19 protein-coding genes and 1 pseudogene are annotated in these 19653 nt (G+C 64.2%); 10 read left to right on the top strand and 10 right to left on the bottom strand.

What is annotated here, in order from left to right:
- Positions 1–45: 45 nt before the first annotated feature.
- The 4 genes from NKH60_RS24920 to NKH60_RS24905 form a co-directional block, all read right to left on the bottom strand.
- A complete protein-coding gene (locus NKH60_RS24920; protein WP_352472687.1) occupies positions 46–429 on the bottom strand; it encodes a DUF4870 family protein in 384 nt (127 codons plus the stop codon).
- Positions 426–1682 carry an FAD-binding protein gene (locus NKH60_RS24915; protein ID WP_352472688.1) on the bottom strand — a complete coding sequence of 419 codons (1257 nt, stop codon included), beginning with the start codon at positions 1680–1682 and terminating at the stop codon, positions 426–428. The genes NKH60_RS24920 and NKH60_RS24915 overlap by 4 nt, the downstream gene beginning before the upstream one ends.
- Before the next feature lie 224 nt (positions 1683–1906).
- Positions 1907–3403 carry an FAD-linked oxidase C-terminal domain-containing protein gene (locus tag NKH60_RS24910; RefSeq protein WP_352472689.1) on the bottom strand — a complete coding sequence of 499 codons (1497 nt, stop codon included), beginning with the start codon at positions 3401–3403 and terminating at the stop codon, positions 1907–1909.
- A gap of 136 nt (positions 3404–3539) precedes the next feature.
- Entirely contained in the window at positions 3540–4874 is a 1335-nt protein-coding gene (locus NKH60_RS24905) for a DUF3422 family protein (RefSeq protein ID WP_352472690.1), read from the bottom strand.
- Between the two features lie 212 nt (positions 4875–5086).
- Here NKH60_RS24905 and NKH60_RS24900 point away from each other — a divergent pair, with 212 nt between their 5' ends.
- From NKH60_RS24900 to NKH60_RS24890, 3 genes are read left to right on the top strand one after another with little or no spacing between them, the layout of a single operon-like run.
- Positions 5087–5890, top strand: a complete 804-nt coding sequence (locus tag NKH60_RS24900) for a FadR/GntR family transcriptional regulator (RefSeq protein WP_352616712.1) — start codon at positions 5087–5089, stop codon at positions 5888–5890.
- 56 nt (positions 5891–5946) lie between these two features.
- A complete protein-coding gene (locus tag NKH60_RS24895) occupies positions 5947–7083 on the top strand; it encodes an alpha-hydroxy acid oxidase (protein ID WP_352773966.1) in 1137 nt (378 codons plus the stop codon).
- Positions 7084–7121: 38 nt separating this feature from the next.
- Positions 7122–7892, top strand: coding sequence for a metallophosphoesterase (locus NKH60_RS24890; RefSeq protein ID WP_352616719.1), 771 nt, complete (start codon positions 7122–7124; stop codon positions 7890–7892).
- 28 nt (positions 7893–7920) lie between these two features.
- On the opposite strand, the gene NKH60_RS24885 is transcribed toward NKH60_RS24890, so the two are convergent.
- Positions 7921–8061 (bottom strand): hypothetical protein, encoded by a 141-nt coding sequence (locus NKH60_RS24885; protein ID WP_292664785.1) that lies wholly within the window; start codon positions 8059–8061, stop codon positions 7921–7923.
- 287 nt (positions 8062–8348) lie between these two features.
- Entirely contained in the window at positions 8349–9047 is a 699-nt protein-coding gene (locus NKH60_RS24880) for a type 1 glutamine amidotransferase (RefSeq protein ID WP_352472693.1), read from the bottom strand.
- Between the two features lie 74 nt (positions 9048–9121).
- Here NKH60_RS24880 and NKH60_RS24875 point away from each other — a divergent pair, with 74 nt between their 5' ends.
- The 4 genes from NKH60_RS24875 to NKH60_RS24860 all read left to right on the top strand — a co-directional run bounded on the left by NKH60_RS24875 (position 9122) and on the right by NKH60_RS24860 (position 13259).
- On the top strand, positions 9122–9769 hold the full coding sequence (locus tag NKH60_RS24875) for a hypothetical protein (protein ID WP_352616707.1): 648 nt from the start codon (positions 9122–9124) through the stop codon (positions 9767–9769).
- A 32-nt stretch (positions 9770–9801) separates the two neighbouring features.
- Positions 9802–10536: a 16S rRNA (uracil(1498)-N(3))-methyltransferase gene (locus tag NKH60_RS24870; RefSeq protein ID WP_352472734.1), complete on the top strand. Its 735-nt coding sequence runs from the start codon at positions 9802–9804 to the stop codon at positions 10534–10536.
- A gap of 185 nt (positions 10537–10721) precedes the next feature.
- Positions 10722–12095, top strand: a complete 1374-nt coding sequence (locus NKH60_RS24865) for a glutamate--cysteine ligase (protein WP_352541776.1) — start codon at positions 10722–10724, stop codon at positions 12093–12095.
- 102 nt (positions 12096–12197) lie between these two features.
- The gene (locus NKH60_RS24860; RefSeq protein ID WP_352873672.1) at positions 12198–13259 is read left to right on the top strand and encodes a DUF937 domain-containing protein; all 1062 of its coding nucleotides are present in this window, start codon (positions 12198–12200) and stop codon (positions 13257–13259) included.
- Positions 13260–13435: 176 nt separating this feature from the next.
- On the opposite strand, the gene NKH60_RS24855 is transcribed toward NKH60_RS24860, so the two are convergent.
- Positions 13436–13726 carry a DUF1127 domain-containing protein gene (locus tag NKH60_RS24855; RefSeq protein WP_352616701.1) on the bottom strand — a complete coding sequence of 97 codons (291 nt, stop codon included), beginning with the start codon at positions 13724–13726 and terminating at the stop codon, positions 13436–13438.
- Between the two features lie 234 nt (positions 13727–13960).
- Here NKH60_RS24855 and NKH60_RS24850 point away from each other — a divergent pair, with 234 nt between their 5' ends.
- The 3 genes from NKH60_RS24850 to NKH60_RS24840 all read left to right on the top strand — a co-directional run bounded on the left by NKH60_RS24850 (position 13961) and on the right by NKH60_RS24840 (position 17709).
- A complete protein-coding gene (locus NKH60_RS24850; RefSeq protein ID WP_023680469.1) occupies positions 13961–14917 on the top strand; it encodes a LysR substrate-binding domain-containing protein in 957 nt (318 codons plus the stop codon).
- A gap of 70 nt (positions 14918–14987) precedes the next feature.
- Positions 14988–16553, top strand: coding sequence for an exodeoxyribonuclease VII large subunit (gene xseA, locus NKH60_RS24845; protein ID WP_352616699.1), 1566 nt, complete (start codon positions 14988–14990; stop codon positions 16551–16553).
- Positions 16554–16581: 28 nt separating this feature from the next.
- The gene (locus tag NKH60_RS24840; RefSeq protein WP_352616697.1) at positions 16582–17709 is read left to right on the top strand and encodes a DmpA family aminopeptidase; all 1128 of its coding nucleotides are present in this window, start codon (positions 16582–16584) and stop codon (positions 17707–17709) included.
- A 62-nt stretch (positions 17710–17771) separates the two neighbouring features.
- On the opposite strand, the gene NKH60_RS24835 is transcribed toward NKH60_RS24840, so the two are convergent.
- The 3 genes and pseudogenes from NKH60_RS24835 to NKH60_RS24825 form a co-directional block, all read right to left on the bottom strand.
- Positions 17772–18026 carry a DUF768 domain-containing protein gene (locus NKH60_RS24835; protein ID WP_023719384.1) on the bottom strand — a complete coding sequence of 85 codons (255 nt, stop codon included), beginning with the start codon at positions 18024–18026 and terminating at the stop codon, positions 17772–17774.
- Between the two features lie 511 nt (positions 18027–18537).
- Positions 18538–18882, bottom strand: a complete 345-nt coding sequence (locus NKH60_RS24830) for an Atu4866 domain-containing protein (RefSeq protein WP_352472700.1) — start codon at positions 18880–18882, stop codon at positions 18538–18540.
- A pseudogene (locus tag NKH60_RS24825) lies at positions 18882–19611 on the bottom strand (SDR family oxidoreductase). Before NKH60_RS24825 ends, NKH60_RS24830 begins: the two are co-directional and overlap by 1 nt.
- Between the last annotated feature and the right edge of the window lie 42 nt (positions 19612–19653).

Genomic DNA, 19653 nt, shown 5'->3' with positions numbered 1-19653 from the left:
GCATGATCTTTTCCCAAAACCGGTACCCAGTTTTGGGGATCATGCTCATAATCCCAGAAACCAGCTTTCCGGGTTCTTGACCGCCTCGCCGCGCTGCAGCGCCTGCAGGCCGAGAATGCAGCGGGCGATGAACCAGACGGCAACGGCAACCATCAGCACGACACCGATGACCACGATCATCAGCAGCGCCGAGATCAGTGCATAGAGCAGGCCGATCCAGAAGGTGCGGATCAGGAATGTGTAGTGGCCTTCGACGAAGCCGCCGGCCTTGCCCCGATTGATATAGGCCAGGACGATGCCGACAATGCCGCTGACGCCGATGGCCAGGCCGGCGAGATAGAGGATGTAGATGACCAGCGCGTTGGTCGGGCCGGGCTCCAGCCAGCGGTCGGTCTGGCGTGACGTACCGTTTTGGCCTGGATCGCTCATTGTGCTCCTCCCTCGGTTGCCGGCGCGAGAGTAGCAGAGCTTGCGCCCGGCGCCATACGGCCGGGATTGAGGATATTCTTCGGGTCGAATTCGGCCTTCAGCCGCGCCGACAGTGCTGCCAGTTGCGGCGCTTGCGGTTCGAACACCGGTACGGCGGCGCGGTGCGAAGGGGTTGCGCGCACCAGCGTCGCATGGCCGCCGCCGTGTTTTCTGATCAGGCTGCGCAACAGGCCTGCCTCGGGATCGTCCTGCTGCATGCGCAGCCAGATCAGCCCGCCCTGCCAATCATAGAAGGCATCGACCGGGGCCTGCATGCGCAGCGCCAGCACCATCTGGTGGCCCCGCGACGGCGCCATCGAGACGCGCCACACCGGCCTTTCGCTGCCATCGGCGAACGGCGCGCAGTCGCGGACATTGCGCCAGACCGAGTACGAGACCGAACCGGAAATCTCCTGCAGCGGCCCAGCGTTTTTCAGCAGGTCTTTCAGCGCGGCAATGCGGTAAGCGACCGACGGGCCGAAGCCCTCGATGCGCAGCAGCGTCGCGGCATCGCTGCCGAGACTGCCGCCGGCGACCCTGGCTGCGACCCGTTCGGGAAGATGGGCAGCGCTCGACACTTCGGCGCTGGAACCCAGCGCCAGCGCCATGGCGGCGGCGGCGTGATCGTCGAGCAGGCCGCGGATGGCAAGCGTGACTTCGGTCTCGGCAGCAGGCAGCACCTTGAAGGTGACGTCGGTGAGCACCGCCAGCGTGCCCCAGCTGTTGGCCATCAGCTTGGACAGATCATAGCCGGTGACGTTCTTGACGACGCGGCCGCCGGACTTGAAGGCCTCGCCGCGCCCGGAAACGGCCGCTATGCCAAGGATATGGTCGCGCGCAGCACCCACCTTCAGCCGGCGCGGGCCGGAAAGGTTCGCGGCGAGTGCGCCGCCGATCGTGCCTCGCGCTGGCTCACCGCCGAGCAGCGGGCCGTAATCCATCGGTTCGAAGGCAAGTTGCTGGCCGTTTTCGGCAAGCAGGCTTTCGATTTCGGCCAGCGGCGTGCCGGCTTTTGCCGACAGCACCAGTTCGGCCGGCTCGTAAAGCATGACGCCGGAGAGTTTGGAAAGGTCGAGCGTATGCTCGCTCTGCTGCGGCCGGCCGATACCGCGCTTGGAGCCGTGGCCGAGGATTTCGAGCGGCGAGTCTTCGGCGGCTGCCCAAGCGACGGTGGATAGGGTTTCCGCGGCTGTTGACGGGGTGAAGGTGGTCATGGGACGGACGCGGCATTTGCAAATGCGGGAACGTCGTGTTCCTTCGCGCCCCCCTCTGTCTTGCCGGACATCTCCCCCTCAAGGGGGGAGATCGGATGCTGCGTCGGGCTTCGCCAATCTCCAGTGTTAACGGGAGGGCGAGGCGCCGAAGCTGCCAATCTCCCCCCTTGAGGGGGAGAAGTCCGGCAGGACAGAGGGGGGTGTTCAAGCGCTAACATACGCGCTCAAAACCTCGGAATGTCCGGAAACGCCACTTTCCCGCGATGCACGTGCATCCGCCCGAGCTCGGCGCATCGCCTCAATTGCGGGAAGACCTTGCCGGGATTCAAAAGATGGTTGGGGTCGAAGGCGCATTTGACGCGCATCTGCTGGTCGAGGTCGATCTGGTTGAACATTTCCGGCATCAGGTCGCGCTTCTCGATGCCGACCCCGTGCTCTCCGGTCAGCACGCCACCGACCTTGACGCAGAGCCGCAATATGTCAGCGCCGAAACTCTCCGCCTTGTCGAGTTCGCCCGGCACGTTGGCGTCATAGAGGATGAGCGGGTGCAGATTGCCGTCGCCGGCGTGGAAGACATTGGCGACGCCGAGCCCGTATTTCTGCGACAGTTCGCGCATGCCGGCGAGCACGCGCGGCAGTTCCTTGCGCGGGATGGTGCCGTCCATGCAGTAGTAGTCGGGCGAGATGCGGCCGACCGCCGGGAACGCCGCCTTGCGGCCGGCCCAGAAGCTCAGCCGCTCCTGTTCCGACTGCGACGTGCGGCATGTGGTCGAGCCGTTCCTAAAAGCAATGGCTTCGACCAGGCCGATCAGATGGTCGACCTCGACACCCGGCCCGTCCAGCTCGACGATCAGCAGCGCCTCGACATCGAGCGGATAGCCGGCCTGGACGAAATCCTCGGCGGCGTGGATGGCCGGACGGTCCATCATCTCCATGCCGCCCGGAATGATGCCGGCGCCGATGATGTCGGCAACGCATTGGCCGGCCTGCTCGCTGGTCGGGAAACCGATCAGCAGGGCACGCGCCGTCTCCGGCTTCTTCAGGATGCGTACGGTGACCTCGGTTACGACGCCGAGCAGTCCTTCGGAGCCGGTCATGACGCCGAGCAGGTCGTAGCCTTCCGCGTCGAGATGGCTGCCGCCGAGGCGCACCACCTCGCCATTCATCAGCACCATCTCGATGCCGAGCACATTGTTGGCGGTGAGACCGTATTTCAGGCAGTGCACGCCGCCGGAATTTTCCGCGACATTGCCGCCGATCGAGCAGGCGATCTGGGAGGATGGATCGGGGGCGTAATAGAAGCCCTCCTGCTCGACGGCGGTGGTGATGCCGAGATTGGTGACGCCGGGCTGGGCGACGACGACGCGGTTCTGAAAATCGATCTCGAGGATGCGGTTGAAGCGGCTCATCACCAGCAGCACCGCGTCTTCGAGCGGCAGCGCACCGCCGGAGAGCGAGGTGCCGGAGCCGCGCGGCACGACGCGGATGTTGCGGTCGCTGCAATATTTCAGCACCCGCGAGACCTGGGCCACGGTTTGCGGCAGTACAACGACGAGCGGCAATTGCCGGTATGCGGTGAGCCCGTCGCTCTCGAAGGCGCGCATGGCATTGGCGGCGTCGACGACGCCCTCGCCCGGCACCATGATGCGCATATCGGCGACGATCTCGTCGCGCCGGCGCATCGTGGCGTCGTCTGGTTTCGGCATGGCAAGGCCGGACATCGACAGCCTCCTTCGATCGACTGGTAAAAATCTTTTACCAGCGACGGTGGTCGCTTGCAAATGCCGCTTTGGCCGGGATGAGAGGCCTATGGCCGAGACAGCCTTCCGCAGCGGCAATCTGCCGCTGCGCCCCACACTACTCGCCCGGCTGCTTGCCTGGTTCGGAGTGCATGCGGCGGACGCGGCGCACGCCCCACCAGACGAGCACGACCGCGAGCGGCACCGAGGCGGCGGTGACCATTTCCGGCGCGAAGGCATGGCCGAAGATCGAGGCGCCCTTGGCGACGTAGCCGATGAGGCCGACGACATAGTAGGAAACCGCGGCGACCGAGAGCCCCTCCACCGTCTGCTGCAGCCGCAATTGCAGGCGGGCGCGATTGTTCATCGATGCCAAAAGATCGCGGTTCTGCTTCTCGACCTCGACGTCGACCCAGGTGCGCAGCAGTGTGGTGGCACGGGTGAGCTTCGTCGACAGGTTGGCCTGACGCTCCTCGACCGAACGGCAGGTACGCATCGCCGGCGCCACGCGGCGCTGCAGAAAACCGCCCCAGGTGTCGTAGCCGGGCACCGCTTCTTCGTCGAGCGCCTCCAGCCGTTCGCGCACGATGCCGTCATAGGCGCGGCTGGCGCCGAAGCGGTAGAGGCTGGAGGCGGCATCGGCCTCCAGCTCGGCGGCCAGTTCGGTCAAGTCGGCAAGCAGCGTCTGGCTGTCGCGGGTCTCGGCGACCTTCATTTCCAACGTGGTCTGGGCCAGCCTGTCTTCGATGCGGCGGGCGCGACCGGACAGCGTCAGGGCCAGCGGCAGCCCAAGCATGGCCAGCGTGCGGTAGGTCTCGATGTCGATCAGCCGCTGCGACAGTGCCCCGGTGCGCGCCGGGGTCAGGCCGCGGTCGAGCACCAGCATGCGGGTCAAGCCGTCGCCATCCTGACGGAAATCGGTGACGATGGCCGCGTTGCCGCGCTCGACCAGCGAATAGCACAGGCTGGTCGGATCGAAGCCGGCGATCAGTTTTTCGTTCGCCGGCGTCCATTTGCGGATCTCCAGCCTGATGCCGGAAATCACCGTGCCCGGCGGCGAAAACCCGTTGCCGAAGGGTGTGTCTTCTTGCCCCCTGCCGTTTTCGGCGAGCGGGCCTTCCCAGAGATAGGTCGAGAATTCCGTGTGGCGTTCCCAGCGCAGCGAGCCCTTGCCCCATTTCATCGCGTGGTGGCGGGCGTGAGGGTCGGGCGCGGCGATGCCGAGGCGTCGCGACAATTCGGAAAGCACGGCCTGATCGATCCCGGATCCAGCTTCGGTCATGAAGGAAAGCTGCACCAGCACGCGCGGCTTTTCGACCAGCGGCTGCGGCCGGGCGTGGACCTCGCCGAGCGCGCCCGGCCGACCTTCATGCGCCGGAAAGCCCATGACGGTGCCGCCCACGGCTTTGGCGCGCAGCTGGAATTCGAGGTTGGAAGGGTCGGCGTCTGGCACGGCTGGTCCCCCGGGCTTCTGTGAGCCCTTTGGCAATGATGTCCCTCTAGAGGCAATCGCCAGGGGACGCAAACGCCCAATTTAGCTGAAGATGATATGGCGCCGCGGCTGTGAAACGGACCCGGCCCCCGGCGAATTGGATAAATAATTTGACCAGTTGGCGACGCCGGCTTTATCTTGCGCGACATCGGTTCAACCCCCAGGCATCCCGTTTGAGCGACATTTTCTCCCGGATCGAGCATTCGCGCACCGCCGACGAGGTGGTGCAGCAGATCGAGAGCCTGATCCTCGAAGGCGTCCTGCGCACCGGCGACCGGCTGCCGGGCGAGCGCGAACTGGCGCGCCAGTTCGAGGTGTCGCGGCCGATCCTGCGCGATGCCTTGAAAACCTTGGAAGGGCGCGGGCTGTTGACGACACGGCCAGGCGGCGGCACCCATGTCGCCGATGTCATCGGCCAGCTGTTCACCAAGCCGGTGACCGACCTGATCTCGATGCATCGCAAGGCGGTGACCGACTATCTGGAGTACCGCCGGGAGATCGAGGCGGTGGCGGCCGAATATGCGGCGCGGCGTGCCACATCGGACGATCTGGCGCTGCTCGACCGCATCATGGCACGTATGGACGAGGCGCACCGGACCGGCAATTTCGACGACGAGGCGGAAATCGACGTCGAGTTCCATCACGCGATCTGCGAATGCGCGCACAACATCATCCTGCTGCACACGCTGCGCTCCTGTTATCGGCTGCTGTCGGAAGGCGTGTTCCAGAACCGGCGGCTGGTGTTCAACGTGCCGGGCGCGCGCGAGGCGCTGCTTTCGCAGCACCGGGCGATCTACACCGCGGTCAAGGGCGGCGATCCGGCTGCGGCGCGGCAGGCGGCGATGGACCACATCTCCTACGTCGAACGATCGATGGCCGAGGCCGAGCGCAGCGGCGACTGGCAGCGCGTGTCGCGGCTGAGGCTCAGGCAGCGCTCCGAGCCCGGTGGCGGCGAGCCGGCAAGAAAACAGCCGTAGGCACCGCCCAGAAAATTCAACGACGAACCAGCGAAGAACCAGCGGAAAAAAGATCCATGAGCAGCATTCTCACCATCGCCGACCTCAAGGACCTGGCGCGCCGCCGCGTGCCGAAGATGTTCTTCGACTATGCCGATTCCGGCGCCTGGACCGAAAGCACCTACCGCGCCAACGAAGAGGATTTCCAGAAGATCAAGTTCCGCCAGCGCGTGCTTGTCGACATGGACAACCGCTCGCTGGAATCGACCATGATCGGCGAGAAGGTGACGATGCCCGTGGCGCTGGCGCCGACCGGCATGACCGGCATGCAGCATCCGGACGGCGAGATGCTGGCGGCCCAGGCGGCGGAAGAATTCGGTGTGCCGTTCACGCTGTCGACAATGAGCATCTGCTCGATCGAGGATGTCGCGTCGGTGACCAGGAAGCCGTTCTGGTTCCAGCTCTATGTGCTACGCGACAAGGACTTCGTCTTCGATTTGATCGATCGCGCAAAAGCGGCGAAATGTTCGGCGCTGGTGCTGACGCTCGACCTGCAGATCCTCGGTCAGCGCCACAAGGATATCCGCAACGGGCTTTCGGCACCGCCGCGGATGACGCCGAAGCACATCTGGCAGATGGCGACCAGGCCACGCTGGTGCGTCGGCATGGCCGGGACCAAGCGCCGGAGCTTCCGCAACATCGTCGGCCATGCCAAGGGCGTCGGCGACCTCGCCTCGCTGTCGTCGTGGACGAAGGAGCAGTTCGATCCACATCTGTCGTGGAAGGACGTCGCCTGGATCAAGGAGCGCTGGGGCGGCAAGCTGATCCTGAAAGGCATACTCGACAGGGAAGATGCGCTGATGGCGGCCAGAACGGGCGCCGACGCGATCATCGTTTCCAACCATGGCGGCCGCCAGCTCGACGGCGCCTCGTCGTCGATCATGGCGCTGGAAGAGATCGCCGACGCCGTCGGCGACACGATCGAGGTGCATATGGACGGCGGCATCCGCTCCGGCCAAGACGTGCTCAAGGCACTGTGCCTCGGCGCCAAGGGCACCTATATCGGCCGGCCTTTCCTGTACGGCCTCGGCGCACTCGGCAAGGAAGGCGTTACCAAGGCGCTGGAAATCATCCGCAAGGAGATGGACATAACGCTGGCTCTGTGCGGAAAGCGTCTGGTCACCGACATGGGCAAGGATCAGCTTCGGCGCTAAAGTCCCGTGACGGCATGATGATGGAGGCGACGCAGGCATTGACGGAGCCCGGCATCAGTTTCTACGAGGCGCGCGGACCGCAAGGCATGCGCCTCTATGCGATCGGCGATGTGCACGGCCGGCTCGATTTGCTGACCGCCATGCACCGGCGGATCGAGGCGGAGCTCGGTCAAAGGCTGTCGGCCGATTGGCGCGTGATCCATCTCGGCGACTATGTCGATCGCGGCCCGGACTCCAGGGGCGTCATCGATTTCCTGATCGACGCGCAAAGACGCGATCCGCGTCACCTGATGCTCGCCGGAAATCATGATCTCGGCTTTCTCGATTTTCTCGATGTCCCCGATCCGGACGGGCTGTTCATGCGCTATGGCGGCATCCAGACTGCGCTATCGTATGGTGTCTCGCTCGGTGGGAGCAGCGCCTGGTTTGGCCGCGCCGATGCGGCACTGCGGCAAGGGCACGCCGCACTGGTCGAGGCGGTGCCGCAGAACCATGTCGAGTTCCTGCGCTCGCTGCCCTTCTCAGTGACGTTCGGCGACTTCTTCTTCTGCCATGCCGGCATCCGGCCCGGCGTTGCGCTGGAAAGCCAGAGCCGGCAGGACCTGATCTGGATCCGCGAGGTCTTCCACGATCACACCGGCCTTCATCCGAAGATCGTGGTGCACGGTCATACGCCGGTGCCCAAGGCCGAAATCACCGGCAACCGCGTCAATGTCGACACCCTCGCCTGGCAGTCGGGACACCTCACCGCGCTCGTGGTGGACGGCGCGGACAAGCATGTCCTGACAGTGACGGGTGAGCGGGCGTAGGAAACGCGTCGGATTATGAGCAGAGAGGCTAGCGAAGCGCGGCGGTGACGCCGTAGCCGTCAACGGCATTGTGGTCGTTGGCCGCGTCGGCGGAATAAATGCCGAGGCCGCACAAGACGATAGCCGACAACATGACAAAGGACAAAAAGGCTGCTTTCACGGACGTCATCTCTTGTTGAGCTTCCTGCATCTATGCACGAGCGGGTTACCAATGCGTTGAAACGCAAAATACGTCGCAAATGTCGGACGGTTTCGCGCTTCTAGGCATGTTCTGTATCGGCGGTGTGTCGCGCGGGTCACAGGAAAGGTTCATCGCGGTTGCACGCAAGATGCAGAGCGCGCGCCTTTTAGGCTGGCGGACAGACACAGGCCAAGGATGAAACGCGTTATCCCCGGCGGATTTGCCGCCGCGTGCCAAATATGCAACGTCGCCAAATACGTTGACTATATGGGCCGTCAGATCGTCGCCACCCAGGCGCGGGCGATGGCCAGGCCGGCGGCATCGGCTTGCGGTCCGTTGCGGGCCATTTCGTCGTCGAGCCGGACGGCCCAATCCGGATGGCGTTCGGCGATCAGCGGTGCGAAGGACGTGCTCCAGTCGCGAACCATCGGCCGGTCGGCCTCGAAATGAAACTGGAAGCCGTAGACGGCGCGGCCGATGCGGAACGCCTGGTTCTCGGCGACGGCGTTGCCGGCCAGCCGCACGGCAGTCTCGGGCAAGACAAAGGTGTCGTCGTGCCATTCGAAGATCGGGAATTTTTCAGGCAAGGCAGCGAGCACCGGATCGGCCTGCGCCGCCGCGGTGAGCGCGACTTCGTGCCAGCCGAACTCCGATGCGCCGCCGATCTGGTTCTCGCCGCCAAAGGCGCGCGCGACCAACTGGCTGCCGAGGCAGATACCAAGCACCGCGCGATCCCTCTCGGCAAAGTCGCGCGTCAGGTCGAGCAGGCCCGGAAAATAAGGACAGAGCTCGTCGTCCAGCGCATTCTGCGCGCCGCCGAGCACCACCATGGCGTCATGCCCGCCGCTATCTTGCGGCAGCGCGTCGCCGCGGTAGGGACGGCGCAGGTCGATAGCGGCACCCGCCTCGACAAGCGCCGCGCCGATCTGGCCAAGGCCCTCATTGTCGAAGTTCTGGACAACCAAGACCCGCATCGAAACCTGCTGACATGAAATTGATGCAACGAGCGATATCATGGCGCCAGCATTGCAGCCAACAGGGAACGCCTATGCCACTGCAAAACCGGATCGACCCGTTCGGCACCATCCATGCCGTGCCGGAGCGCGGCCTGTTCATGGGCAATCGCGGCATCATTCACGACCCCGAGACGAGAACGCTGTTGAAGAAGCGCTGGGCGCTGCAAGCCTGGATCATCTGCGTCTGCGAATTCGGCAACGTGCGGCGCGAGCCGATGGGGCGCAACCGGGCTGGCGGCAAGGCCGGCTGGACCGAGCTGTTTTTCCTCGACGAGGTGACGGCGCTTGCCGCCGGCCACCGTCCCTGCTTCTTCTGCCGGCGCGAGCGGGCCAGGGATTTTGTCCGGCGTTTCGGCGACGCCTTCGGCATTGCCGAGCCACGTGCGCCGCAGCTCGACAAGCGCCTGCACAAGGAGCGGCTGGCATCGGGCGGGCGGGCGACGAGACTGGAACCGGAAGCGCTTGCGGACTTGCCGGACGGCACGATGATCTCGTCAGGAAACAGGGCGTACGTCCTGTTTGACGGCGCCGCGCTGCCCTGGAGTTTCGGCGGTTATGGCGAACCGGTGGGGTTCGGCGGTTTTACCGACAGTCCAATCCGCCTGGTCACGCCAGCGACAACTGTTTCGGTGCTGCAGGAAGGCTACGAGCCTGTCTGGCATCCTTCCGCCGAGGCTTGACGCCGAGGGTGACGTTGCCGCATTCCTCGGCGATGCGCGCCAATTACAAGATGCAGCGGCTGTTCGTGCCGGACGGGCTTGGACCGGACATCGAGTTCGACGTCGGCCCGCAGCAGAGCCATTATCTCTCGCACGTGCTGCGGCTCGGCGAAGGCGCCGAAATTCTGGTCTTCAACGGGCGCGACGGCGAATGGTCGGCGGCGATCGCGGCGAAGTCGAAGAAGGCGTTGCGCCTGAAGTTGCTGGCATTGCAGCGGCCGCAGCCGCCGTTGCCCGATCTCGTCTATTGCTTCGCGCCACTGAAGCAAGGGCGGCTCGACTACCTCGTGCAAAAGGCGGTGGAGATGGGCGCCGGCATCCTGCAGCCGGTCATCACCCAGCATACACAAGTGGCAAAACCCGGCATCGAGCGCCTGCGCGCCAATGTCGTCGAGGCGGCCGAGCAATGCGGCATATTGGCGGTGCCGGAGCTGCGCGAAGCGGAAAAATTCGAACGCCTGCTGGCAGGCTGGGACCGGGAGCGGCGGCTGATCTTCTGCGACGAGGATGCATCGACCAACAATCCCCTGCCGGCATTGCAGGTGGTGCGGGAGAGAAAGCTCGGTCTGCTGGTCGGACCGGAGGGCGGCTTTTCCGACGAGGAACGCAAGATGCTGAGAGCGCTGCCTTTCGTTACCGCGATTCCGCTCGGGCCGCGCATCCTGCGAGCGGATACGGCGGCGGTGGCGGCACTGGCGCTGATCCAGGCGACAATCGGCGATTGGTGATCAATTCCAATTACCCGCTGGCTCAGGATTTTTCGCTTGATCGGCTACTGACATTTCGTCCATCTAGCGCCGGCAGTGGCCGCGTGTCCTTTCGGGCGCGTAAAGGACGCTGTAGCATTTGATTGGGCACCTGATCCCTTCCGAAAATCGAAGCCGATTTTCAGGGTCATGTGCGGAGGGCTCCTATGGCGCGCGATACAACCGACTTCCGGCCGATAGAAAGCGTCGACGAACTCGTCGAGCATCTGGCCGAAGGCAACAAGCCGCGCGACAAATGGCGCATCGGCACCGAGCACGAGAAATTCCCGTTCTATGTCGACGGCAATGCGCCGGTGCCCTATGGCGGCGAGCGCGGCATCCGCGCCATCCTCGAAGGCATGCAGGACAAACTCGGCTGGGACCCGATCATGGATGCCGGCCGCATCATCGGCCTGGTCGAGCCGACCGGCCAGGGCGCGATCTCGCTGGAGCCCGGCGGCCAGTTCGAGCTGTCCGGCGCGCCGCTGGAGACGATCCACCAGACCTGCCGCGAAGGCAATGCGCATCTGGCGCAGGTGCGCGAGATCGCCGAACCGATGGGCATTCGTTTTCTCGGCCTTGGCGGCAGCCCGAAATGGTCACTGGCCGAGACGCCGAAGATGCCGAAATCGCGCTACGAGATCATGACCCGCTACATGCCCAAGGTCGGCACCAAAGGTCTCGACATGATGTACCGGACCTGCACGATCCAGGTGAACCTCGACTTCGAAAGCGAAGCCGACATGCGCCGCAAGATGCAGGTGTCGCTGAAGCTGCAGCCGCTGTCGACGGCGCTGTTTGCCAACTCGCCCTTCACCGAAAGCCGGCCGAACGGCCTGCAGAGCTGGCGCGGCGAGATCTGGCGCGACACCGACAATCAGCGCTCCGGCCTGCTCGAATTCTGCTTCTCGCCCGATTTCGGCTTTGCCGATTATGTCGAATGGGCGCTCGACGTGCCGATGTATTTCGTCATCCGCGACGGCCAGTACCATGACATGACGCACATCACCTTCCGCCAGTTCATGGCGGGTGCTGCCCGCAACGACCTGCCGGACGGGCTGCCGACGATGGGCGACTGGGCGAACCATCTGTCAACGCTGTTCCCCGACGTGCGGCTGAAGCGCTTTCTCGAAATGCGCGGCGCCGATGGCGGGCCGTGGCGGCGCATCTGCGCGCTGCCGGCCTTCTGGGTCGGGCTGCTCTACGATGCGGCTGCGCTCGACGCGGCCGAGGCGCTGACCTCGAGCTGGAGCTACGACGAAGTGCTGGCAATGCGCAACGCGGTGCCGGAACAGGGCATCTCGGCGCCCTTCCGCAACACGACATTGCGCGAGATCGCCCGCGACGTGCTCGTCATCTCGCGCATGGGACTGAAGAACCGCGGCCGCAAGAACCGCGACGGCTATGACGAGACCTCGTTCCTCAACACGCTGGACGAGGTCGTCGCGCGCGGCACCACCAGCGCCGAAGAGATGCTCTCGGCCTACCACACACGCTGGGGCGGCTCGATCGAGCCGGTGTTCATGGAATACGCGTATTAACGCTTCGCTATCCGCTTGGCCGATGGTCCGGCAAATTCGCTTCAATCGCTGATGGAAACGAACTAGGCTTCTCCAACGAGGATTTTCCCGGAGGAGAAATCAATGCCTTCCTTGTTCGATATTCTGGCGCAGGCCCAGAACGGCAACGGCATGCAGGCGCTGGCCCAGCAGTTCGGGCTTTCGCAGCAACAGACGCAGGCGGCGGTCGCGGCGCTGCTGCCGGCCTTTTCGCAGGGGCTGAAGCGCAACACGGCGGACCCTTACGGGCTCGGCTCCTTCATGACGGCGATGGCCAGCGGCCAGCACGCCAAATATTTCGACGATGCAAGCCGGGCCTTCTCGCCGCAGGGCCTCAATGAAGGCAACGGCATTCTCGGCCATTTGTTCGGCTCGAAGGACCTGTCGCGGGCCGTCGCCAACCAGGCCGCGCAGGCGAGCGGCGTCAGCCAGCAGGTGTTGCAGCAGATGCTGCCGGCAATCGCCTCGATGATGATGGGCGGGCTGTTCAAGCAGACCACCAACCAGCTAGGCGGGCAGACGCATGCGGCAGGCGGTGGCGGTAATCCGCTTGGCGAGCTCATCGAGCAGATGATGCGGCAGGCGGGCGGCGGCGGCCAGGTGCCGGCCCCTCAGCCTGCAGGCCCCACGGATAACCCGCTCGGCAAGGTGTTGCAGGACATGTTCGGCGGCGCACAGCAGCCGCAACAGACGCAGAGCCCTTACGGCGACAACCCGCTGGGCAAAGTGCTGCAGGACATGTTCGGCGGCGGGCAGCAGCCGCAAAGTCGGCCGCAGCAGACGCAGAACCCTTATGGTGACAATCCGCTCGGCAAGGTGCTGCAGGATATGTTCGGCGGCGGTGCACCACAGCCACAGCAGCCGCAGAACCAACCCCAGCAAACACAGAACCCTTATGGTGACAATCCGCTCGGCAAGGTACTGCAGGACATGTTCGGCGGTGGCGCACCGCAGTCTCAGCCGCGTCAGGCGCCGCAGCAACCCCAGGCGCCGCAGCCGCAGGCCAATCCGAGCGGCAGGCCGAGAAATCCGTTTGACGACCTGTTCGGCAAGATGTTCGAGACAGGCGCCCAGCAGCGCGACGACTACCAGAAAGGCATGGAGTCGATCTTCGACCAGTTCAAGCAGGGCATGGGCCGGCGCTAGACCAGATACCGGCAACCAATCATCAGTGCCGCCCAAAAAAGAAAGCCCGGTCCTGGGAGGACCGGGCAGCGCGCAGGCTGGCCGGGGGGATCCGGCAGGGAGTGGGGAGCCTGCGCAACTTGGTGGCGTCGTGCCTCAAAAAGGTTCAACGCGCCCGAACGGCGAAACCCACGCGATCACACGACCTTGCGGGCAATATCCTCGATCGTTTCGGCGCGCTCGACGGCGATGACGCGAAGCCTCTCTGTCGGATCGCGGCCAAAGGGTACACCGACAGCGACGTGCAGGTCGGCGCGGGTCAGGCCGATGTCGGCGAGCTCGGCATCCGACATCTCGCCGAGGCGATAAAAGGCGCGGCGGTTTTTCCAGGCGCGGTAAACATTGGCAGCGGCATTGGCCACGCGCGTCGCAACGGCCGGACGCGAGGTGATGCGCGAGGTCTCGGTAGCGAAATCAAACGTAGCCATGTCGGTCTCCTTCACATTCGAACGGGCGAAACCGGTCGATCGGGCGCTGGCGACAGCGGCCATTCCGGCTTCGATTCATCTAAGATGATGCATGTCGTCGCCCCAAAACCGGTGCCCACTTTTGGGCGACATGCATTCGCTTCATGTGGACAATCGGAATTTGCCATGGCGCGATTGATTAATCCAACGAATGTTTCTAATCTTTAGCATCAGCATCAATGATGGATTAGGCCAATGAAAGCGCCGCTCGATCTCGATCAGTTGCAGACCTTCATCTCGATTGTCGACACCGGCAGCTTTACCCGCGCGGCGGAAGCGGTGCATCGGACCCAGTCTGCGGTGTCGATGCAGATGCGGCGGCTGGAGGAACGGATCGGCAAGCCGCTGTTCGAAAAAGACGGCCGCACCAACAGGCTGACCGAGGAAGGCGACAGACTGCTCTCCTACGCAAGGCGGCTGCTCTATCTCAACAAGGAAACACTGGCCGCCTTCGACGACCGCCGGCTCGAAGGCACCATCCGCATCGGCACGCCGGACGATTATGCCGATCGCTTCTTGCCAGAGATCATGGCGCGGTTTGCCCGTTCTAACCCGCATGTCGAACTGACCGTTATCTGCGAACCGACGCCGGGACTGGTCGAGCACATCAAGCGAGGCAATCTCGACCTGGCGCTGGTGACGCACAACGACGCGCGCGGCCAGTCGGAAGTGGTGCGGCGCGAACCGCTGCTGTGGGTTACCTCGGCCAACCATGCGACGCATGAGCAGCCGATCCTGCCGATGGCCTTCGGCCGGCCGAACTGCATCTGGCGGCGGGCCGCCGCCGACGTGCTCGATCAGCAGAGCCGCGACTATCGCATCCTGTTCACCAGCTTCTCTGCCACCGTCATCGCCGCCGCGGTGCTTTCCGGCCTGGCGATCTCGGTGCTGCCGGAATGCGCCCTGCGGCCCGGCATGCGGGTGCTGGGCGAGGCCGATGGTTTCGGCGCCCTGCCCGATTGCCGCATCGGCATCATGCGCGGTCAGACCTCGCGGCCGGAGATCGTCGACGCGCTTGCGCGCCACATTTCGGAGAGCCTCGACAATATTTCCGTGCCACTCGGCGAGGAGACCGGCACGTTCGACTTCGCCGCCCTCGCCTTCGCCAAGATGAAGCGGACCAAGCCGAACCAGATCCTGCCGGGCTGGTGATCGCGCGATTGGGGCGGACATCGAACACGGCCGCCTTGACGCCGGCCAGCAATCGTCCCCCAATCGGCCGATGAGCGACGCAGCATCCGAATCACGCACCAACGCTACCGAATATACGGTGAGCGAGATTTCCGGCGCGCTGAAGCGTACGGTCGAGGACGTCTTCGGCAATGTACGGGTGCGCGGCGAGATTTCCGGCTATCGCGGACCGCATTCCTCCGGCCATGCCTATTTCTGCCTGAAGGACGATCGCGCGCGGCTCGACGCCGTGGTGTGGAAGACCACAATGAGCCGGCTGAAATTCCGTCCGGAGGAAGGCATGGAGGTGATCGCCACCGGCCGGCTCACCACCTATCCCGGAAAGTCGAACTACCAGATCGTTATCGACAATCTCGAGCCGGCCGGTGCCGGTGCGCTGATGGCGCTGCTGGACGAGCGCAAGCGCCGGCTGCAGGCCGAAGGCCTGTTCGATGCGGCGCGCAAGCGCAGGCTGCCGTTCATGCCCTGCGTCATCGGCGTCGTCACCTCGCCGACAGGCGCCGTCATCCGCGACATCATCCACCGCATCAAGGATCGGTTTCCACTGCACGTGCTGGTCTGGCCGGTGCGGGTGCAGGGCGAGACGGCGGGTGCGGAAGTGACCGCTGCCGTCAACGGCTTCAACGCACTGCCATGGGACGGCGCCATCGCGCGGCCCGATCTGTTGATCGTGGCACGCGGCGGCGGCAGCCTGGAGGATCTGTGGGGCTTCAACGACGAAGCGCTCGCCCGGGCCGTCGCCGCTTCGGGTATTCCGGTGATTTCCGCGGTCGGCCACGAGACCGACTGGACATTGATCGATCTGGCTGCGGATGTGCGGGCGCCGACGCCGACAGGCGCCGCCGAGATCGCCGTGCCGGTCAAGGTCGACCTCGAAGCGACGCTTGCCGGCCTTGGCGCGCGGTTGAAGACCGCACTGTCGCGCAATTTCGAACGCAAGCGGCAGGCGGCACGCGCGGCCGCCCGGGCGCTGCCCTCGCCCGACCAGTTGCTGGCGCTGCCGCGGCGGCGTTTCGACGAGGCGACGAGCCGGCTCGGCCGGGCGCTGTCGGTCAGCGTCGAGCGCAAGCGAGCCAGGCTTCTGGGGCAGCGGCTGACGCCGGCGACCTTGTCGCGGCGCATGAACGAAGCCCGCACGCTGACCCGCCGCGACCTCGCCCGTGCGCAAGCGGCTTTCTTCGCCATCGTGCGCGAGCGTCGGGCGCGGTTTTCACGCACGGCGACCAGACTGTCACCGGCGCCCATCGCCAGACGGCAGAAACTGCAAGGCGATGCACTGCTGGCACTGACACGGCGGCAGGACCAGGCGATTTCAAGACGGCTGGACCGCCTGCGTGGAAAACTGACGCAGGCCGACCGGCTGCTGGCGACGCTCTCGCACAAGGCCGTGCTGGCGCGAGGCTTCGCGCTGGTCAAGGATGTGGACGGCGCCGTGGTCAAGCACGCGGCAGAAGTTGTGTCGGGGATGGCGCTTTCACTGGAGTTCGCCGACGGCACCGCCGATGCAGTCGCCATCAGTGGCACGATGCGGCCGAAGACGGTTGCGAAGCCCGCGGCCAAGCTCAAGGCGCCGGGCGGCCAAGGTTCGCTCTTCTGAGGGTGACCAAGACTTCTTTGAGGGTGAAATGACCGACCCGCACCTTGCAATGCCCTCGGGCAAACTGCGCGCCCGCGCCTTCGCGATCCCATTCGATGGAACGCCGGGCCGCTTCAACGCCATCACCGATGTGCCTGGCGTGACGGTGGGCTATACGACACTGATCTCAGGGGATGGGCCGCTCGTCGTCGGCAAGGGTCCGGTACGCACCGGCGTGACCGCGATCCTGCCACGGCCCAGAGGCGAGTTGGCCGTCCCGGCGTTCGCCGGGATGTTCAGCGCCAATGGCAATGGCGAACTGACCGGCTCGCATCTGATAGAGGAACTTGGAGCGTTCAATCTTCCCATCACCATCACCAACACGCATTCCTGCGGCGTCAGCCGCGACGCAACGTTGCGCTGGATGCAGGCGGTGCTGCCGCAATCGCTCGACAGCGCCTGGGCGCTGCCGGTGGCGGGCGAGACTTACGACGGCTTCCTGAACGATATCAACGGCCACCATGTGAGCTTCGAGCACGTGTTTTCCGCGCTCGAAACGGCTGAAAGCGGGCCGATCGAAGAGGGCAGCGTCGGCGGCGGCGCAGGCATGATCACCTTCGGCTTCAAGGCAGGGTCCGGCACATCCTCGCGCAGCGTCGACTGGAATGGAGAGCGTTTCACGATCGGCTGCTTCGTCCAGTCGAATTTCGGTGCACGGCGGAACCTCGTGATCCGTGGCATCAGAGCCGGAGCGGAACTCGCCGAACCGGCGACCCGGGACAACACGCCGCGAGCGGAAAAGAGCTCGATCATCGCGATCGTCGCCACCGACGCGCCATTCATGCCGCACCAGTTGAAACGGCTGGCGAAACGCCTGCCGCTCGGCGTCGCGCTGACCGGCGGCTATGGATACAATTCATCCGGCGATATTTTTCTGGCCTTCAGCACGGCCAATGCCGATGCGGCGCGCGGCGCGGCCGGCAAGCTGGTCAGCGCCGGCTATATACCGGATGCCGACATCAACCCGTTCTTCGACGCCGTCGTTCAGAGCGTGGAAGAGGCAATCCTCAATGCTCTGGTCGCCAATGAAGACATGACCGGGCGCGACGACAATTTCGTGCCAGCGTTGCCGGAAGCATGGCTCGAGGAGAGATTTGGCAAAGCTGCGCGGCGATAAGACCGCGCAACTGCATCAGACAGGCAATGTTCGCCCGGCAGGTTTTGCCGGGGGGCGGTCCGTCAGCCGGCAGGCTTGTTGGAATTCTGCTCGTCCTGGTCGGCCTCGGCCGCCTCTTCGAGCCTCGAAGCAATGAGCTCCTGAATGTCGCCGACCTCTTCCTGGATATCCTCCAGGGGTATGCCGGCTTCGGCGGCCTTGGCCGCACATTCCCTGGCGAGGGTCTCGGCCTGCTTCTCGATCCTGGCTGGCGAGGGCTGGCAGTGGACTTTTTCGCCAATCCACCCGCGCAAGAACTCGATTGCGTGTTCACTCATACTGCTGTTTCCCTAGCGGCTATGCCGGTTGGTAATCATAAACGTCGGCATCTTCGAAAAGATGCGTGCTGCCATTCGAGCCGAGTCGGCTTCGCCCGGCAAGCCGAACTTGTCCGAGGTCCACAGAGCCGAAGGGAATGGAGGGTTCAAGGAGCACGTTCTAGTTCTTGAGGACTGATTCTCTCGAGGAAACTCGTTCGACCCGCGCTATTGTTTCTATTTGCTTTTTGTCGGTTTTCAAGCCGTTTTAGATCACAATAGATGTCGCAATGACTAGCACATTTACCGCGCTCTCGCCGGCACCATGTAAGAGGCGAGCCGTCAAAGCCGCCGCTATATAGTGATAACCATTTGCAATGTCGACTCTGCTTGCGGTCCTGCTTCTTTCCGCCGCGCTTGCTGGGAGATATGTGGTGTGACGGGCCTTGCCGTGCAAGCTGCCGAGCGCCTCATGCAAGGCATGCAATAGCGTCTTGTGGAAACCCTGAAGTGCTTGTCTCAGGGTGGCTCTCTACCGCTGGCGGTAAAGGATCATGCCGGCATGATAGAGGACGCCTTCGACGAACTCACCATCCGCGGTGAAGCCCGTATCGTCCCAGTATTCTATGTGGTTGCCGTGCACTTCATAGCGTCCCCGGTAGGCGCTTTCGCGGTCACCGCGCGCTTCGTCATAACGGCCGTTCGCCAGGAGTTCGTGCCTGATATGGCGATCCTCGGTGACCCACATTCCGACATAGGGATGAGCTTGGTGCGTCATTGGTTCCTCCGCAAGGATTGGAGTTGCAGGAAGGGTCAGGCCGGTTGGAGCTACAGCAACGGCAATACCCGTAAGCACTGCGGCCAAAGTGGATCGCATCAATGCGCCGCCTTCGTCGGACGCACGACTATCTCGTTGACGTCGACATCGTCGGGCTGTTCGATTGCATAGCGCACTGCCCTGGCGACGGCATCGGGTTTCAGTGCAATAGCACGCCAGCTTTTCATGGCGGCGGCAGCGGCTTCGTCGGAGATCGTGTTCGCCAGCTCGCTTTCCACCACGCCAGGATGAATGCAGGTTACGCGGATATCGTCACTCTCCTGGCGGAGCCCATCGGAAATCGCGCGGACAGCGTAATTTCGTTGCGCAATAGACGGCAGCCGTGGGCGAGACGGCCAGTGCGCCAATGGAACCGATATTGATGATGTGACCGGAGCCGCGTGCCGTCATCTCGGGCAGAACCGCCGCGACGCCGTACAGAACACCCTTGATGTTGACGTCCACCATCAGCTCCCACTCGTCGACCTTCATGGCTGCCATGGCCGACAGCGGCATGACGCCCGCATTGTTGACGATGACATCGACCTGGCCCCATTCGGCCCGGGCTGCGTCGGCGAATGCTGCGACATCCGCCCTCCTGGTGACGTCGAGCGCTCGCACGCGAACCGTTCCACCAGATGCCTCGATTTCGGCCGCAAGCGCTTCAAGGCGGTCGGTGCGGCGTGCGCCGAGCATCAGCTTCGCACCTGCCGCGCCAAGCTCGCGGGCAATGCCAGCGCCGATGCCGCTGGAGGCACCGGTGATCAGAACAACTCTGTTCATGGTCATCGAGATGATCCTTTTGGTCTGTGATTATTTTCACGATGTGAA

Source organism: Mesorhizobium sp. M1006, assembly GCF_040318825.1.
Classification (GTDB): domain Bacteria; phylum Pseudomonadota; class Alphaproteobacteria; order Rhizobiales; family Rhizobiaceae; genus Mesorhizobium.
The sequence above is the reverse complement of the archived record's forward strand: the minus strand, read 5'-3'. Positions and strand labels throughout refer to the sequence as shown.

Excerpts from the sequence above, each read along its gene's own strand:
- NKH60_RS24910 (WP_352472689.1), bottom strand. The coding sequence starts at position 3,403 with ATGTCCGGCCTTGCCATGCCGAAACCAGACGACGCCACGATGCGCCGG.
- NKH60_RS24860 (WP_352873672.1), top strand. The coding sequence starts at position 12,198 with ATGCCTTCCTTGTTCGATATTCTGGCGCAGGCCCAGAACGGCAACGGC.
- NKH60_RS24895 (WP_352773966.1), top strand. The coding sequence starts at position 5,947 with ATGAGCAGCATTCTCACCATCGCCGACCTCAAGGACCTGGCGCGCCGC.
- NKH60_RS24875 (WP_352616707.1), top strand. The coding sequence starts at position 9,122 with ATGCCACTGCAAAACCGGATCGACCCGTTCGGCACCATCCATGCCGTG.
- NKH60_RS24850 (WP_023680469.1), top strand. The coding sequence starts at position 13,961 with ATGAAAGCGCCGCTCGATCTCGATCAGTTGCAGACCTTCATCTCGATT.
- NKH60_RS24830 (WP_352472700.1), bottom strand. The coding sequence starts at position 18,882 with ATGCGATCCACTTTGGCCGCAGTGCTTACGGGTATTGCCGTTGCTGTA.
- NKH60_RS24835 (WP_023719384.1), bottom strand. The coding sequence starts at position 18,026 with ATGAGTGAACACGCAATCGAGTTCTTGCGCGGGTGGATTGGCGAAAAA.
- NKH60_RS24870 (WP_352472734.1), top strand. The coding sequence starts at position 9,802 with ATGCGCGCCAATTACAAGATGCAGCGGCTGTTCGTGCCGGACGGGCTT.
- NKH60_RS24855 (WP_352616701.1), bottom strand. The coding sequence starts at position 13,726 with ATGGCTACGTTTGATTTCGCTACCGAGACCTCGCGCATCACCTCGCGT.
- NKH60_RS24885 (WP_292664785.1), bottom strand. The coding sequence starts at position 8,061 with ATGACGTCCGTGAAAGCAGCCTTTTTGTCCTTTGTCATGTTGTCGGCT.
- NKH60_RS24840 (WP_352616697.1), top strand. The coding sequence starts at position 16,582 with ATGACCGACCCGCACCTTGCAATGCCCTCGGGCAAACTGCGCGCCCGC.
- NKH60_RS24915 (WP_352472688.1), bottom strand. The coding sequence starts at position 1,682 with ATGACCACCTTCACCCCGTCAACAGCCGCGGAAACCCTATCCACCGTC.
- NKH60_RS24865 (WP_352541776.1), top strand. The coding sequence starts at position 10,722 with ATGGCGCGCGATACAACCGACTTCCGGCCGATAGAAAGCGTCGACGAA.
- NKH60_RS24920 (WP_352472687.1), bottom strand. The coding sequence starts at position 429 with ATGAGCGATCCAGGCCAAAACGGTACGTCACGCCAGACCGACCGCTGG.
- xseA (WP_352616699.1), top strand. The coding sequence starts at position 14,988 with ATGAGCGACGCAGCATCCGAATCACGCACCAACGCTACCGAATATACG.
- NKH60_RS24880 (WP_352472693.1), bottom strand. The coding sequence starts at position 9,047 with ATGCGGGTCTTGGTTGTCCAGAACTTCGACAATGAGGGCCTTGGCCAG.